Annotated in this window: 12 protein-coding genes; 9 read left to right on the forward strand and 3 right to left on the reverse strand. The window is 73.5% G+C overall.

What is annotated here, in order from left to right; all coding sequences use genetic code 11:
• Nucleotides 1-10: 10 nt before the first annotated feature.
• From GCU60_RS05580 to GCU60_RS05600, 5 genes are read left to right on the forward strand one after another with little or no spacing between them, the layout of a single operon-like run.
• Entirely contained in the window at nt 11-1,513 is a 1,503-nt protein-coding gene (locus GCU60_RS05580) for a long-chain-fatty-acid--CoA ligase (RefSeq protein ID WP_163203046.1), read from the forward strand.
• The gene (locus tag GCU60_RS05585; protein ID WP_163203048.1) at nt 1,510-1,932 is read left to right on the forward strand and encodes a hypothetical protein; all 423 of its coding nucleotides are present in this window, start codon (nt 1,510-1,512) and stop codon (nt 1,930-1,932) included. Before GCU60_RS05580 ends, GCU60_RS05585 begins: the two co-directional genes overlap by 4 nt.
• Complete coding sequence (locus tag GCU60_RS05590) at nt 1,853-2,962, forward strand: alpha/beta fold hydrolase (RefSeq protein ID WP_163203050.1); 1,110 nt, start codon at nt 1,853-1,855, stop codon at nt 2,960-2,962. Before GCU60_RS05585 ends, GCU60_RS05590 begins: the two co-directional genes overlap by 80 nt.
• Nucleotide 2,963: 1 nt before the next feature.
• Nucleotides 2,964-3,548 (forward strand): GNAT family N-acetyltransferase, encoded by a 585-nt coding sequence (locus GCU60_RS05595; RefSeq protein ID WP_163203052.1) that lies wholly within the window; start codon nt 2,964-2,966, stop codon nt 3,546-3,548.
• Between the two features lie 33 nt (nt 3,549-3,581).
• Nucleotides 3,582-4,802: an MFS transporter gene (locus GCU60_RS05600; protein WP_163203054.1), complete on the forward strand. Its 1,221-nt coding sequence runs from the start codon at nt 3,582-3,584 to the stop codon at nt 4,800-4,802.
• On the opposite strand, the gene GCU60_RS05605 is transcribed toward GCU60_RS05600, so the two are convergent.
• The 3 genes from GCU60_RS05605 to GCU60_RS05615 all read right to left on the reverse strand — a co-directional run bounded on the left by GCU60_RS05605 (nt 4,789) and on the right by GCU60_RS05615 (nt 8,069).
• Nucleotides 4,789-6,426, reverse strand: coding sequence for an ATP-binding cassette domain-containing protein (locus GCU60_RS05605; RefSeq protein ID WP_163203056.1), 1,638 nt, complete (start codon nt 6,424-6,426; stop codon nt 4,789-4,791). The two genes, GCU60_RS05600 and GCU60_RS05605, sit on opposite strands and share 14 nt — an antisense overlap.
• Before the next feature lie 78 nt (nt 6,427-6,504).
• Entirely contained in the window at nt 6,505-7,569 is a 1,065-nt protein-coding gene (locus GCU60_RS05610; protein WP_345770411.1) for an adenylate/guanylate cyclase domain-containing protein, read from the reverse strand.
• A 29-nt stretch (nt 7,570-7,598) separates the two neighbouring features.
• On the reverse strand, nt 7,599-8,069 hold the full coding sequence (locus GCU60_RS05615) for a universal stress protein (protein WP_345770412.1): 471 nt from the start codon (nt 8,067-8,069) through the stop codon (nt 7,599-7,601).
• A 151-nt stretch (nt 8,070-8,220) separates the two neighbouring features.
• Here GCU60_RS05615 and GCU60_RS05620 point away from each other — a divergent pair, with 151 nt between their 5' ends.
• From GCU60_RS05620 to GCU60_RS05635, 4 genes are all read left to right on the forward strand, one after another.
• Nucleotides 8,221-9,183, forward strand: coding sequence for an ABC transporter ATP-binding protein (locus GCU60_RS05620; protein ID WP_204261499.1), 963 nt, complete (start codon nt 8,221-8,223; stop codon nt 9,181-9,183).
• Nucleotides 9,180-9,935 (forward strand): ABC transporter permease, encoded by a 756-nt coding sequence (locus GCU60_RS05625; protein ID WP_163203062.1) that lies wholly within the window; start codon nt 9,180-9,182, stop codon nt 9,933-9,935. The genes GCU60_RS05620 and GCU60_RS05625 overlap by 4 nt, the downstream gene beginning before the upstream one ends.
• 73 nt (nt 9,936-10,008) lie before the next feature.
• Nucleotides 10,009-10,818 carry an ankyrin repeat domain-containing protein gene (locus GCU60_RS05630; protein WP_163203064.1) on the forward strand — a complete coding sequence of 270 codons (810 nt, stop codon included), beginning with the start codon at nt 10,009-10,011 and terminating at the stop codon, nt 10,816-10,818.
• Between the two features lie 139 nt (nt 10,819-10,957).
• Entirely contained in the window at nt 10,958-14,728 is a 3,771-nt protein-coding gene (locus tag GCU60_RS05635; RefSeq protein WP_345770413.1) for a multifunctional oxoglutarate decarboxylase/oxoglutarate dehydrogenase thiamine pyrophosphate-binding subunit/dihydrolipoyllysine-residue succinyltransferase subunit, read from the forward strand.
• Nucleotides 14,729-14,731 lie beyond the last annotated feature (3 nt).

Raw genomic sequence — 14,731 nt, forward strand, 5'->3', positions numbered from 1 at the left:
GATCCGTTCCATGACCAACCTCGCGCAGAACCTGCTCCGCTCCGCCGACGAGGGACCCGACCGGCCCGCCCTGCGCATGGACGACGCCGTACTCACCTACGGGCAGTTCCGGGACGCGGCGCTGCGGGTCGCTGCCTCGCTGCGCGACCGCGGGGTGCAGCCGGGCGACCGCGTGGGCCTGGTCCTGCCCAACGTCCTGGCGTTCCCGGTCGTCTTCTACGGCGCGCTGCTCGCCGGTGCCGCCGTCGTGCCGATGAACCCGCTGCTCAAGGCGCGGGAGGTCCAGTACTACCTGGAGGACTCCGGCGCCCGCGTCGTCGTCACCCTGGAGACCACCGCGGAGCCGGTGCGCGAGGCAGCGGCGACCGTCGGGGTCGAGGCCGTCATGGTGGGGCCGGCGTCGCCGGCCGAGCTGATGGCCGACGAGCCGCTGGCCGAGCCGGTGGACCGCTCCGACGACGACCTCGCGGTCATCCTCTACACGTCCGGCACGACGGGGCAGCCCAAGGGCGCCGAGCTCACCCACGCCAACCTCGGCCGCAACGCGCTCACCACCGCCGAGACCCTCGCCGAGAACACCGCCGACGACGTGATCATGGGCTGCCTCCCGCTGTTCCACGTCTTCGGCCTGACCTGCGGGCTGAACACCGCGGTGCTGCGCGGCTCGCTGCTCACGCTCATCCCCCGGTTCGACGGCGCCAAGGCCCTCGAGGTGATCGAGCGCGACTCCGTGACAATCTTCGAGGGCGTGCCGACGATGTTCGCGGCGATGCTGCACCAGCCCGACGCCGAGCGGCACGACGTCTCCAGCCTGCGGCTGTGCGTCTCCGGTGGATCGGCCATGCCGGTGGAGATCATGCGGTCGTTCGAGGAGCGGTTCGGCTGCATCATCCTCGAGGGCTACGGCCTGTCCGAGACCTCGCCGGTGGCCTCCTTCAACCACCCGCACGCCGAGCGGAAGCCGGGCTCGATCGGCACCCCGATCCGGGGCGTGGAGATGCGCCTGGTGGACGACGACGGCAATGATGTCGCCGCGGGCGAGGTGGGCGAGATCGCCATCCGCGGCGAGAACGTGATGCAGGGCTACTGGGGGCGCGCCGAGGAGACGGCGAAGGCCATCCCGGACGGCTGGTTCCGCACCGGCGACCTGGCCCGCACGGACGACGACGGCTACTTCTTCATCGTCGACCGCAAGAAGGAGATGATCATCCGCGGCGGGTACAACGTCTACCCGCGGGAGATCGAGGAGGCCCTCTACGAGCACCCGGCGGTGGCCGAGGTGGCCGTCGTCGGCATCAACCACCCCGACCTCGGCGAGGAGGTCGCCGCGGCGGTCGCCCTGAAGCCGGGGGCCGGCGCCGAGGTGGACGAGCTGCGGGAGTTCGTCAAGGCGCGCGTCGCCGCCTACAAGTACCCGCGGCACCTGTGGCTGGTCGACGCCCTGCCCAAGGGACCGACGGGGAAGATCCTGCGCCGCGCGGTGGAGGTTCCCGAGGAGGTCGGTTCGCGATGACCGGACCGCTGTGGCGGCAGGCGTACGACGCCGTCGAGAAGGCGGTGTCGCCGCGGGCCGAGGACGTGGTGCGCAGCGAGCACTTCGCGCTGGCCACTGCCCTCCTGCGTCGCGCGCAGAACATCGCAGGCACCTCGGTGCAGGTCCTGAGCGCACGCGCGTGGCACCTGCTCAACCTTCCCGCCGGCAGCGACATCAGCCGGCTGCGCGCCCAGATCGGCTCGCTCGACCGCGAGGTGCGACGGCTGACCATCCAGCTGGAGCAGGAGCGGCGACGCGGCTCCGCGTCGCGCCCGGGCTCGTCCCAGCCGACCACAGAACCCACCACGGAGGACAGCGATGCCGACGGTGCCCAGCCCGCAGACGGTGCTCGACCGCGTCCGGCGCGACGTCGAGCGCAACGCCCTCAGGGCGCGTAACGGCATCAAGCTCGTCGCCGGGGTCGACCGGCCAGGCGTGGGCTGCAGCCCCAAGGACGTCGTCTGGCAGCGCGGCCGCACCCAGCTGTGGCACTACCGGTCGGACAAGGTGCAGCACTCCCCGCCGCTGCTGCTGGTGTTCAGCCTGATCAGCCGCAGCTACATCCTCGACCTGTCCCCGGGCAACAGCTTCGTCGAGCAGCTGGTCGAGGCCGGGTTCGACGTCTACATGCTCGACTGGGGCGAGCCGGACGAGCGGGACGCCGGCAACGGCCTCGAGGACTACGTCGACGACTACATCCCGGCCGCCATCGACCGGGTCCGCGAGATCTCCGGCGCCGACGAGGTGAACCTGTTCGGGTACTGCTTCGGCGGCGTCCTCTCGCTGCTGCACGCCGCCCACCACCCCGACTCGCCGCTGCGGAGCCTGAGCGTGCTGGCCACCCCGGTGGACTTCCGGCACATGGGCCCGCTGGCCGACGTGTTCGCCGTCGGCGGGCTCCGGGTGGACTCGGTGCTGGACGAGAACGGGAACGTGCCCCCGCAGGTCGTCGTCCAGGGGTTCCGGACCCTGACGCCGACGGCGGAGGTGACCCGCTACGTCACCCTCTGGGAGCGGCTCTGGAACGACGAGTACGTCGCCTCCTACCAGGCGATGACCGGGTGGTCGGACGACCACGTGCCCTTCCCGGGGCAGGCAGCCCGGCAGACCGCCGACATGCTGGTGCGGGACAACGGGATGCTGAACGACCGGCTGATCGTGGGCGGGGACCGCGTGCACCTGGCCGACATCCGGGTGCCGTTCCTGACCGTCCGGGCCGAGCGGGACCACATCGTGCCCACGGCCGCGACCGAGCGCCTGATCGACCTGGTCGGCTCGCCGGACAAGCACGAGCTGGTGCTGCCGGCCGGGCACATGGGGCTGGTGGTCGGCCGCACCGCGGCGAAGACCACGGTGCCCCGGATCATCGACTTCCTCCGCCGGCGCAGCGAGACCGTGGACCGGCCGACCGAGGGCAAGGGAGCCTGACATGACCGGGACAGACCAGGTGGACGCCTCCGGGACGACGATCGTCGCGCTCGACGCGGCGCACACCGACGCGCTCGTGCGGTTCTTCGCGAGCCTCCCCGAGGGGGACCGCACGTTCATCAAGGAGGACGTCACCGACCCCGCGACCGTGCGCGGGTGGGCGGAGGACGCCTCGACGCGGTGGGTGGCACGGGGCGCCGACGGGGAGGTCGACGGGTACGTCGCGGTCCGCCGGTTGCCCGGCTGGTCCGACCACGTCGCCGAACTGCGGCTGGTCGTCGGTCCCCGACGGCGCGGCGCGGGGCTCGGCCGCGAGCTGGCCCGGCACGCGGTCACGGAGGCGATCGCGTCGGGGGCCAGGAAGCTGGTCGTCGAGGTGGTGGCCGAGCAGGGGGCCGCGCTGGCGCTGTTCACCGGCCTCGGCTTCCGCGGCGAGGCGCTGCTGGAGGACCACATCCGCGACCGCTCCGGGCAACTGCAGGACCTGATGGTGCTGGCCCACCGGGTGGACGCCACGTGGTCGGCCATGGACACCCTCGGGCTGTCCGAGGCGCTGGACGGCGACGGCGGACCCGACCCCGCCTGAGCCGCCGCGCGGACCGGCAGGCACCCTGACCGGGTGACGGCCGCCCCGCCCCGGACCCCGCGCCGGGCATGGCTCCCGGTGGCCCTGACGATGTTCGCCATCGGCTGGGGCGCCAACCAGTTCGTCAGCCTGCTGGTGGCCTACCGGGAGCGCTCCGGGCTGTCGGTGGCGACCGTCGATGCGCTCGTCGGCGCGTACGCGCTCGGCCTGATCCCGGCGCTGCTCGTGCTGGGCCCGATCTCCGACCGCCGGGGACGCACCCCGGTCCTGCGCGCCGCCGCGCTGGTGTCGCTGGTCGCCACCGCGGTGCTGATGATCGGTGACCTGTGGGCGCTCTACGCCGGCCGGCTGCTGGCCGGGCTCGCCAGCGGGGCCGCCTTCGCCGCGGGCAGCGCCTGGGTGGAGGAGCTCTCCGGGGAGCGCTGGGACCCCACTGCCCGGCCCGGGGCCGGTGCGCGGCGGGCGGCGATGTCCCTGACCGCCGGCTTCTGCCTGGGCCCCGTGGTCGCCGGGCTGCTGGCCCAGTGGGCGCCGGCGCCGTTGGTCACCGCCTACCTGCCGCACCTGGTCGTGGTCCTGGCCGTGCTCGTACCGCTGTGGCGGTCGCCCGAGACCGTCGATCCCGCCCGGGCGTCTCCCGCCGCGGGCTCCCCGCTGGCCAGGCTCCGGGTGCGCTCGGCCGCCGATCCCCGATTCCGGCGCTCGGTCGCACCCGTGGCGCCCTGGGTGTTCGGCGGCGCGACGGTGTCCATCGCCGTCCTGCCCGGGCTGGTCACCGACACGACGCCGGGCTGGACGGTGGCCTTCAGCGCGCTCATCGCCGGCGTCACCCTGGGCACCGGGTTCGCCGTGCAGCCGACCGCCCGACGGATCGCCGCCGCCTCGCCGCGGCGGGGCGTGGCGGTGGGGCTCGGCGCCATCGTCGCCGGGCTGGTCGTCGCGGCGGCCGCCGCGGCGACCGAGTCACCCTGGCTGGTGCTGCCGGCCGCGGTCGTCCTGGGCACCGGGTACGGCTGCTGCCTCGTGGCCGGGCTGCTGCAGACCCAGCGGATCGCCGCCCCCGGTGAGCTGGCCGGCCTGACCGCCGTCTACTACGCGCTCACCTACGTCGGCTTCGTCGCGCCGGTGCTGCTGGCGCTCCTCGCGGCGGTGGTGCCCTACTGGGTCCTGCTGCTCGGCGCCGCCGGACTGGCGGCGGTCACCCTGGCGGTGGCGCTCACCGCTCCGCGCGAGCCGGCGCTCACACCTCGGTGACGCGCCCGCCGTCGACCTCGAGCCGGCGGTCGGTCTGCACGGCGGCCAGCATCCGGCGGTCGTGCGTGACCAGCAGCAGCGTCCCGGTGTAGCCGGCCAGGGCCTGCTCGAGCTGCTCGATCGCGGGCAGGTCGAGGTGGTTGGTCGGCTCGTCGAGGACCAGCACGTTCACGCCGCGGGCCTGCAGCAGCGCCAGGCCCGCGCGGGTCCGCTCCCCCGGCGAGAGCGTCACGGCGGGGCGCAGCACGTGGTCGGCGGTCAGCCCGAACTTGGCCAGCAGGGTGCGCACCTCCGCCGTCGGCCAGTCCGGCACCTCGGCGCCGAACGCGTCCATCAGCTGCTCCGGGCCGAAGAACCGGGCCCGCGCCTGGTCGATCTCACCGACGCGCACCGAGGGGCCCAGCGTCGACTCGCCGTCGTCGAGGGGCACCCGGCCGAGCAGGGCGGCCAGCAGAGTCGACTTCCCCGACCCGTTGGCGCCGGTGATGGCCACCCGGTCACCCCAGCCGACCTGGAGGTCCACCGGGCCGAGGGTGAAGCTCCCCCGGCGGACGACGGCGCCGCGGAGCGTGGCGACCACCGCACCGGCGCGCGGCGCGGAGGCGATCTCCATGCGGAGCTCCCACTCCTTGCGGGGCTCCTCCACGACGTCCAGCCGCTCGATCATCCGCTGGGTCTGCTTGGCCTTGGCCGCCTGCTTCTCCGAGGACGCGCGGTTGGCCGCCTTGATGTGCTTGTCGCCGTCCTTGGACTTCTTGATCGAGTCCCGGACGCCCTTGGCCATCCAGTTCTTCTGCATCCGGGCGCGGGCCTCGAGCCCCGCCTTGGTGTCGGCGAACTCCTCGTACTCCTCGCGGGCGTGCCGGCGGGCCACCTCCCGCTCGGTCAGATAGGCCTCGTACCCGCCGTCGTGCACGCGGACGAGCTGCTGGGCCAGGTCCAGCTCGACGATCCGGTTCGCGGTGCGGGCCAGGAACTCCCGGTCGTGGCTGACCACCACGACGCCGGCCCGCGACCCGGTGACGAAGCGCTCCAGCTGCTCCAGCCCGGTCAGGTCGAGGTCGTTGGTCGGCTCGTCGAGCATCAGCACGTCGTAGCGGGACAGCAGCAGGGAGGCCAGGCCCACGCGGGCTGCCTGCCCGCCGGAGAGGCTCGCGGTCGGTGCGTCCAGGGCGACGCCGGGCGCGACGTCCGCGACGACCTCGGCGGCCCGCTCGTCGAGGTCGGCGCCGCCGAGGGCCAGCCACCGCTCGAGGGCGTCGCCGTAGCCGTCGTCGGCGCCCGGCTCCCCCGCCGAGAGCGCCTCCGTGGCCGCGTCCAGGGCGGCCTGCGCGGCGGCGACGCCGGTCCGCCGGGCCAGTGCGGCGAGCACCGTCTCGCCGTCGCGGCGCTCGTGCTCCTGCGGGAGGTAGCCGAGCGTCGCCGTCGGCGGGCTCAGCGAGATGGCGCCCGCCTCGGCCGGGATCTCCCCGGCGAGGGTGCGCAGCAGCGTGGACTTGCCCGCGCCGTTGACGCCGACCAGCCCCACCACGTCGCCGGGGGCGACCACGAGGTCGAGGTCGGAGAAGAGCACGCGGGCGCCGTGTCCGGCCGCCAGTCCGCGCGCGACGAGGGTGGCGCTCACCCCTACAGCCTGCCAAGCCCGGTCCACCGCTCCGCGGGCCCCGTCCGGCGTCGTCCCGCGACGGCCCGATCCGGCGCGTCAGGAGGAGGCGGGCCCGTCGTCGTCGTGGGCGTCGAAGGAGTCCTCGTCGTAGCCGTCGTCGTCGCGCCGGGCGTCGTCGGTGTGCTCGGGGCGCCGGACCAGCCACGGCTGGAGGTGGTCGTAGCCGCGGACCGAGACCCGGTGCAGGGGGCGCACCCGGTGACCGCCCGCCGCCCGCAACCGGTCGGCGAGGTCGCGGTCGACCAGCAGCGTCCCCGGCCGGGCCAGCGAGGTGAGCCGGCTGGCCAGGTTCACCACCGGCGAGTACACGTCCCCGTAGCGGGTGAGCACCGTCCCGTAGGCCGCACCCACGCGCAGCGGTGGGCGCTCGGGCGCCGCCCAGGCGTCGGGGAGCGCCAGCCCGATGTCGGCTGCCGCCGTCGCCGAGGCAGCGGTGAACAGCACGCCGTCCCCGACCGTCTTCACCACCCGGCCGTGGTGGCGGGCGATGACCTCGGCGGCGGTGCTCTCGAAGTCCTCCACCATGGCCCCGAGCTCGCGGCCACCCATGCCGCGGCTCCGGGAGGTGTAGCCCACGAGGTCGGCGAACCCGACCGCGAGCTCCCGGCGGTCGCCTGAGCCACCGGCGGACAGCAGCCGGTCGGCGTTGGCGGCCAGGTGCCGCAGCCAGACGTAGCTCTGGATCTCGAGCATCCGGGGCAGCATCGCGCTCGCGACGGCCACGGCCTCCTCGGGCGACGCCGCCCGCCGCTCCCCGCCCGCGTCGGTCCGGGTCAGGGCGTCGGCCAGCATGTCGGCCTGCCAGTCGGCCAGCCGGGACAGCGCCTGGCCCATGGCCCGCGCGATCGAGGACTCGGTGTCCTCGTCGACGAACCCGGAGCGGATCAGCTGCGACACGACGCCCAGGGCGCGGACGTCGGCGTCGGTGAAGACCGGGTCGTCGTCGGCCGCGTCCGGGAAACCGAGGGCCCGCCACAGCCGCTGGGTGCGCTGCGGGGGCATGCCGGCCAGCTCGGCCACCTGCAGCCGGGTGTACCGGCGCGGCCCGTCGAGCAGCAGCCGCTCCAGCGCCTCACGCACGTCGGGGCCCGGGAGGGGCACCCCGGAGTCCTCCATGCCCGGCGGAGACCTCAGTCCGTGGTGTGCACGACGAGCACGTCGCACTGCGAACGGCGGGTCGCGTCGGCCGGCACGGAGCCGAGCAGCCGCCCCTTGATGCCGGCCAGCCCCCGGTTGCCCACGACCAGCAGGTCGGCACCCTCCCGGCGGACGACGTCGAGGAGCGCCTCCACCGGCGAGCCCTGGACGGCGACCGTCCGCACCTTCGTCGCACCCGCCGAGCCGGCCCGCTCGGCCGCCGTCCGGACGGTGTCCTCGGCGGGGTGGGAGCCGACGATCTGGTACGCCTCGTCGCGGAGGACGTCCTGCGCGCGGCTGAGCTCGCGGTCGTCCGCCTCGGTCGGGAGGTAGGCGCAGGCGATGACCAGCGTGGCACCGCAGGCACCGGCGAGGGCACCGGCGCGGGCCACCGCCCGCAGCGAGGACTCGGAGCCGTCGGTGCCGACGACGACCGTCCGGTAGGCGTACGAGGTCTCGGTCACGGCGCGCAGCCTATGTGACCGTGTGCACCTGGTCACCCCGAGATCATCGGCGTCCACCCGCAGGTCACGCGCCCGGCGCGGCAGGGTTCCGACGGAACCGGTCGGTGAGCTTGGATGGGGTCCACCCGCTGCGGACGACGAGGAGCGCGCCATGTCCACCGCCCATGCCCCGACCTCCGGCCCCGTGCGGGTCGAGGTGAGCGGGCTGTCGAAGTCCTTCGGCGCCGTGGCGGCCGTCTCCGACCTGGGGTTCACCGTCGAGCCGGCCTCGGTCACCGGTTTCCTCGGCCCGAACGGGGCCGGCAAGACCACGACCCTGCGGATGCTCCTGGGGCTGGTCCGCCCCGACGCCGGCAGCGCCACCTTCGACGGGGTCCCGTACGCGGCACTCCCCCAGCCGGTCCGCACGGTCGGCGCCGTCCTGGAGACCGCCTTCCACCCGGCCCGCTCCGGCCGCGACCACCTGCGCGTCTACTGCCGCGGCGCCGGACTGCCCGTCTCGCGCGCAGACGAGGTCCTGGCCCAGGTGGGCCTGGCCGACGCCGGGCGCCGCCGGGCCGGCGGCTACTCCCTCGGCATGCGGCAGCGCCTGGCGCTGGCGACGGCGCTGCTCGGCGACCCCGCCGTCCTGGTGCTGGACGAACCGGCCAACGGCCTGGACCCCGAGGGCATCCAGTGGCTGCGCGGCTTCCTGCGCCACCTGGCGCACGACCAGGGCCGCACGGTCCTCGTCTCCAGCCACCTGCTGTCGGAGGTGGAGCAGACCGTCGACCGCGTGGTGATCGTCGGCGGTGGCCGGCTGGTCCGCGAGGCGTCGATGGCGGACCTGCGCTCGGGCGCGGACGGGGCCGGCACCGTGCTGGTGCGCAGCCCCGAAGCCGTCCGGCTGGCCGAGGTGCTGCGCACCGGCGGGGCGCAGGTCGACCTGGACGGTGACGCGCTGACCGTGAGCGGGCGCACGACCGCCGAGATCGGCAGCCGGGCGTTCGCCGCGGGCGTCGAGCTGCACGAGCTGCGGTCGCACACCAGCGGGCTCGAGGAGATCTACTTCCAGCTCACCGCCGGCCGCGAGCAGTACGCCGCGACCGTTCCCACCGAGGAGGCCGCACGATGACCGGGCTGGTGCGCGCCGAGTGGACCAAGCTGTTCACCACGAGGGTCTGGATCGGCCTGCTGCTCGGCTCCTGCGTCATGGTCATCGGGTTCGCCATCCTGCTGACCGCGTTCGCCGGCAACCCCGAGTCGGGCATCCCGGCCGTGGGCACGCCGCTCTACGAGGAGCTGGCGATGGCGAACGCGGTCAACGTCAACGTCCTGTTCCTCATCCTGGGCATCATCGGGATGACGCAGGAGTACCGGCACCGGACCGCCACGCCCACCTTCCTGACCACGCCGCACCGCGGCCGGGTCGTGATCGCCAAGCTCGTCGCCTACGCGCTGGCCGCGACCCTGTTCGCACTCGTGGTGATGGCGGTCAACTTCACGGCGGTCGCCGTCCACGCCGGGGCGCGCGGGGACGCGCCGGAGCTCAGCGCCGACAACCTGGGGACGCTGGGCAGCTCCGGGCTGGCCCTGGTCATCTACGCGGTGATCGGTGTCGGGCTCGGCGCACTGCTGCGCAACCAGGTCGGCGCCATCGTCGGCGGCCTGGTCTACCTCTTCGTGATCGAGCCGATCATCCGGCAGATCCCGGCCACGTCGGGCGCGTACAAGTGGATGCCGGGCGGAGCGCTCGAAGCGCTGACCGCCACCTTCCAGGGCCCGGACGTCCTCGACGCGTGGCAAGGAGGTCTCCTCCTCCTCGGTTACGGTCTGGTTGCGGCCGTGCTGGGCACGTTCCTGGCCGTCCGCCGCGACGTCGCCTGAGCCGGCGGGCACCGCGACACCAGCGGCGAGGCCGAGAACTGCGCCGGAGCCGCCAACGGAGAACGGAGACCGCGTGACCACTCGCATGACCGTCCAGCGCCTGGGCAAGCTGATCGCCGACGGGGACACCGATGCGGTCCGGGTCGCCGTGGAGGAGTCGCCCCGGCTGCTCACCGGCACCGTCGAGCGGGACGGCCAGGACGGCTGGACGCCGCTGCACCTGGCCGTCACCTGCGGCCGGGCCGACGTCGTCCGGCTGCTCGTGGAGGCCGGCGCCGACCTGGCCGCACGCACCGAAGGGCACCGCACCCCGCTGCACGTGGCGCTGGAGCACGCGCCCGACCTCGTCCCGATGCTGGTGGAGCTGGGCGCGGCCGTCGACGCGCCGAGCGCGGCCTACCTCGACGACGTCGAGCGGCTGACGGCCGAGCTCGACGCCGGCGCCCCGCTCACCGACCCGGCCACCGGCGTGGGCCTGCTCGTCTGGGCCGCCTTCGGTGGTTCGACCGGCACGGCCGGGGTGCTGCTCGACCGGGGGGCCGATCCGGATGCCGGCGCACTGCACGCGGCCACCGCCGCGGGCAGCCTGGACCTGGTGCGGCTGCTGCTCGACGCCGGGGCCGACGCCGACCGGCACGATCCCGACACCGGGCGGACCCCGCTGCACTCGGCCGTGGCGGCCGGGCCGTCGGGCGAGGCGCCGGAGATCGTGGCCCTGCTGCTGGGGTCCGGGGCCGACGTCAACGCCACCACCCACGACGGCGCCAGCGCCCTCGACATCAGCCGCGTCGCAGCCGCCCGGGTGCGACGCGCCGACGAGGGGGCGGCCACCGGCAACGACGCGCTGGCCGAGCTCCTGGTCGCGCACGGCGCCACCCACTGACGTCGCGCCGACCCGGGCACGCGACTCCTGCTCCACGCCCGGTCAGCCGCCGGGCACGGGCGTAGACTCGACAACCGGTTCAGCGACGCCCCTCAGACGCAGCCCCGAGACGAAGAAGGCACTCGACCCCGTGTCAAGCGTGAGTTCATCCCGACCGTCGTCCGCCTCGTCCCAGGTCGCCGGTTTCGGCACCAACGAGTGGCTGGTCGAGGAGATGTACCAGCAGTACCTGGCCGACCCGTCCAGCGTCGATCAGGCGTGGCACGAGTTCTTCGCCGACTACCGACCGGGCAGCCCGGTCGGCGGGGGCGACCGCGAGGATGCGCCGGCCGCGGCCAAGCCCGCCGCCCCGGCCGGGAAGCCGGCCGGGAAGCCCTCCGCCCCGGCCGAGAAGCCCGCCGCGCCGCCGGCCGAGCCCGCGGCACCGGCCGAGGCCCCCGCCGCCACCAAGGAACAGCGCCCGACCGCCGGGTCCGAGCCGACGGGGAGCGCACCCGTGAAGAGCACCAGCCAGCAGTCCCCCGCCGCGCCCAAGCCGCCCGTCGGTGCCGGCAAGCAGAGCCCGCTGCGCGGAGCCTCCGCGGCGGTCGTCAAGAACATGAACATGTCGCTCACCGTGCCGACGGCGACGAGCGTGCGGGCGGTGCCGGCCAAGCTGCTCGCCGACAACCGCATCGTGATCAACAACCACCTGGCCCGGGGCCGGGGCGGGAAGATCTCCTTCACCCACCTGATCGGCTACGCGCTGGTCCGGGCGCTGGACGAGTTCCCGAACATGAACAACTCCTACGCCGAGGTCGACGGCAAGCCGGTGCTGGTCACGCCGGAGCACGTGAACTTCGGGCTCGCGATCGACCTGCCCAAGCCCGACGGTTCCCGCTCGCTCGTGGTCGCCTCCATCAAGGGCGCCGAGGAGATGGACTTCGCCGCCTTCTGGGCCGCCTACGAGGACATCATCCGCCGGGCGCGGAACAACAAGCTGACGATGGAGGACTTCTCCGGCACCACGATCAGCCTGACCAACCCGGGCACGATCGGCACCAACCACTCCGTGCCCCGGCTGACCGCGGGCCAGGGCGCCATCATCGGCGTCGGCGCCATGGAGTACCCGGCCGAGTTCCAGGGGATGAACCCCGACGCGCTCACCGAGATGGCCGTCTCGAAGATCATCACGCTGACCTCGACGTACGACCACCGGATCATCCAGGGTGCCGAGTCCGGCGACTTCCTGCGCCGCCTGCACGCGCTGCTCCTGGGGGCGGACGGCTTCTACGACAAGGTCTTCCGGTCCCTGCGCATCCCCTACGAGCCGGTGCGCTGGATGCCGGACGTGCGGATCACGCGCGAGGGGCAGATCGACAAGGAAGCCCGGGTCATCGAGGTCATCGAGTCCTACCGGCGCAACGGCCACCTCATGGCCGACACCGACCCGCTCGAGTTCAAGGTCCGCACCCACCCCGACCTGGACATCCTCCAGCACGGCCTGACGCTGTGGGACCTCGACCGCAGGTTCCCGGTCGGCGGCTTCGCCGGCGAGCGCCTCATGGCCCTGCGGGACATCCTCGGCGTGCTGCGCAACTCCTACTGCCGCTCGGTCGGCGTGGAGTACATGCACATCACCGACCCCGAGGAGCGCGAGTGGCTCCAGCAGCGCATCGAGGTCAAGCACGAGCAGCCGGAACGGCAGAAGCAGAAGCACATCCTGGGCCGGCTCAACGCCGCCGAGGCGTTCGAGACGTTCCTGCAGACCAAGTACGTCGGTCAGAAGCGGTTCAGCCTCGAGGGCGGCGAGTCGGTCATCCCGATCCTCGACGAGGTCCTGATCGCCGGCACCGACCACGGCCTCGACGAGGTCGCGATCGGCATGGCGCACCGCGGCCGGCTCAACGTGCTCGCCAACGTGCTGGGCAAGAGCTACGCCAAGATCTTCGGCGAGTTCGAGGGCAACATCGACCCGGGCACGGTCCAGGGCTCCGGTGACGTGAAGTACCACCTCGGCGCCACCGGCACGTTCTCCAACCCGTTCCAGCCCGACGCCGAGATCGCCGTCTCGCTGGCCAGCAACCCCAGCCACCTGGAGACGGTGAACCCCGTCCTCGAGGGCATCGTGCGGGCCAAGCAGGACATGATCGACAAGGGCGAGCAGGGCTTCACCGTCCTGCCGGTCCTGCTGCACGGCGACTCCGCGTTCGCCGGTCAGGGCGTGGTGCAGGAGACCCTGAACCTCTCCCAGCTGCGCGGCTACCGCACCGGCGGCACGGTGCACGTGGTCATCAACAACCAGGTCGGCTTCACCACCAGCCCCGGCTCCGCCCGCTCGACCCTCTACTCGACCGACGTGGCGCGGATGGTCAACGCCCCGATCTTCCACGTCAACGGCGACGACCCCGAGGCCTGCGTGCGGGTGGCCCGGCTGGCCGTCGAGTACCGGCAGCAGTTCAAGAAGGACGTCGTCATCGACCTCGTCTGCTACCGCCGCCGCGGGCACAACGAGGGCGACGACCCGTCGATGACCCAGCCGCTGATGTACGACATCATCGACCGCAAGCGCTCGGTCCGGAAGCTCTACACCGAGGCGCTGGTCGGCCGCGGCGACATCACCCTCGAGGAGGCCGAGGAGGCCCTCAAGGACTACCGCGGTCAGCTCGAGCGCGCGTTCGCCGAGACCCACGACGCGCAGGACTCCTCGAAGCCCGAACCGGTCATGGACCCGCGCACCCCGCAGCAGTCGCAGGTGAAGACCGCGATCACGCCCGAGGTGCTCAAGGCGATCGGTGACGCGCACGTCTCCTTCCCGCCGACGTTCACCCCGCACCCCAAGCTGCAGAAGATGCTCGAGCGTCGCGCGGCGATGGCCAGCGAGGGCGGCATCGACTGGGCGATGGGCGAGCTGCTGGCCTTCGGTTCCCTGCTGATGGACGGCGTCCCCGTGCGCCTGGCCGGCCAGGACTCCCGCCGCGGGACGTTCGTGCAGCGCCACTCGGTCCTCATCGACCGGGAGACCGGCGACGAGTACACCCCGCTGGCCAACCTGACCGAGGAGCAGGCGAAGTTCTTCGTCTACGACTCGCTGCTGTCGGAGTACGCCGCGGTCGGCTTCGAGTACGGCTACTCGGTCGCCAACCCCAAGGCCCTGGTGCTCTGGGAGGCGCAGTTCGGTGACTTCGTCGACGGCGCCCAGATGGTGATCGACGAGTTCATCAGCTCCGGCGAGGCGAAGTGGGGCCAGCGCTCCGGCGTCGTCATGCTGCTGCCGCACGGCATGGAGGGGCAGGGCCCCGACCACTCCAGCGGTCGCATCGAGCGGTTCCTGCAGCTGTCGGCGGAGAACAACATGACCGTCGCCAACTGCACGACGCCGGGCAACTACTTCCACCTGCTCCGTCGCCAGGCGCTCTCGGACGTGCACCGGCCGCTGATCGTGTTCACGCCGAAGTCCCTGCTGCGGGCCAAGGCGGCGGTCAGCCCGGTCAGCGACTTCACCGACGAGGCGTTCCGCCCGGTGCTGCCCGACACCGGGGTGGGCGGCGAGCCGCTGGACGCCTCGGCGGTCCGGCGGGTGCTGCTGTGCAGCGGCAAGGTCGCCTACGACCTGATGGCCCAGCGGGAGGCCGACGGCCGCGCCGACACCGCCGTGGTGCGGGTGGAGCAGCTGTACCCGCTGCCCGCCGAGCAGATCCGCGCGGAGCTGGAGCGCTACCCGAACGCCTCCGACGTCGTCTGGGTGCAGGAGGAGCCGGCCAACATGGGCGCCTGGCAGTTCATGGCGGTCAACCTGCCGGAGGAGCTGCCGGAGGGCCGGAAGCTGCGGCGGGTCTCCCGTCGGGCGTCGGCCAGCCCGGCTGTCGGCTCGGCGAAGGTGCACGAGGTCGAGCAGCGCACGCTGGTCGCCGAGGCCTTCGCCGGCTGACCC

Origin of the sequence: Blastococcus saxobsidens (genome assembly GCF_010682065.1) — a bacterium.
In the GTDB taxonomy this organism is placed as follows: Bacteria; Actinomycetota; Actinomycetes; order Mycobacteriales; family Geodermatophilaceae; genus Blastococcus; species Blastococcus saxobsidens_B.

What these genes read in the sequence shown, in the direction of transcription:
- GCU60_RS05625 (WP_163203062.1), top strand. Translation starts at nt 9,180, where the DNA reads ATGACCGGGCTGGTGCGCGCCGAGTGGACCAAGCTGTTCACCACGAGG.
- GCU60_RS05580 (WP_163203046.1), top strand. Translation starts at nt 11, where the DNA reads ATGACCAACCTCGCGCAGAACCTGCTCCGCTCCGCCGACGAGGGACCC.
- GCU60_RS05585 (WP_163203048.1), top strand. Translation starts at nt 1,510, where the DNA reads ATGACCGGACCGCTGTGGCGGCAGGCGTACGACGCCGTCGAGAAGGCG.
- GCU60_RS05620 (WP_204261499.1), top strand. Translation starts at nt 8,221, where the DNA reads ATGTCCACCGCCCATGCCCCGACCTCCGGCCCCGTGCGGGTCGAGGTG.
- GCU60_RS05595 (WP_163203052.1), top strand. Translation starts at nt 2,964, where the DNA reads ATGACCGGGACAGACCAGGTGGACGCCTCCGGGACGACGATCGTCGCG.
- GCU60_RS05590 (WP_163203050.1), top strand. Translation starts at nt 1,853, where the DNA reads ATGCCGACGGTGCCCAGCCCGCAGACGGTGCTCGACCGCGTCCGGCGC.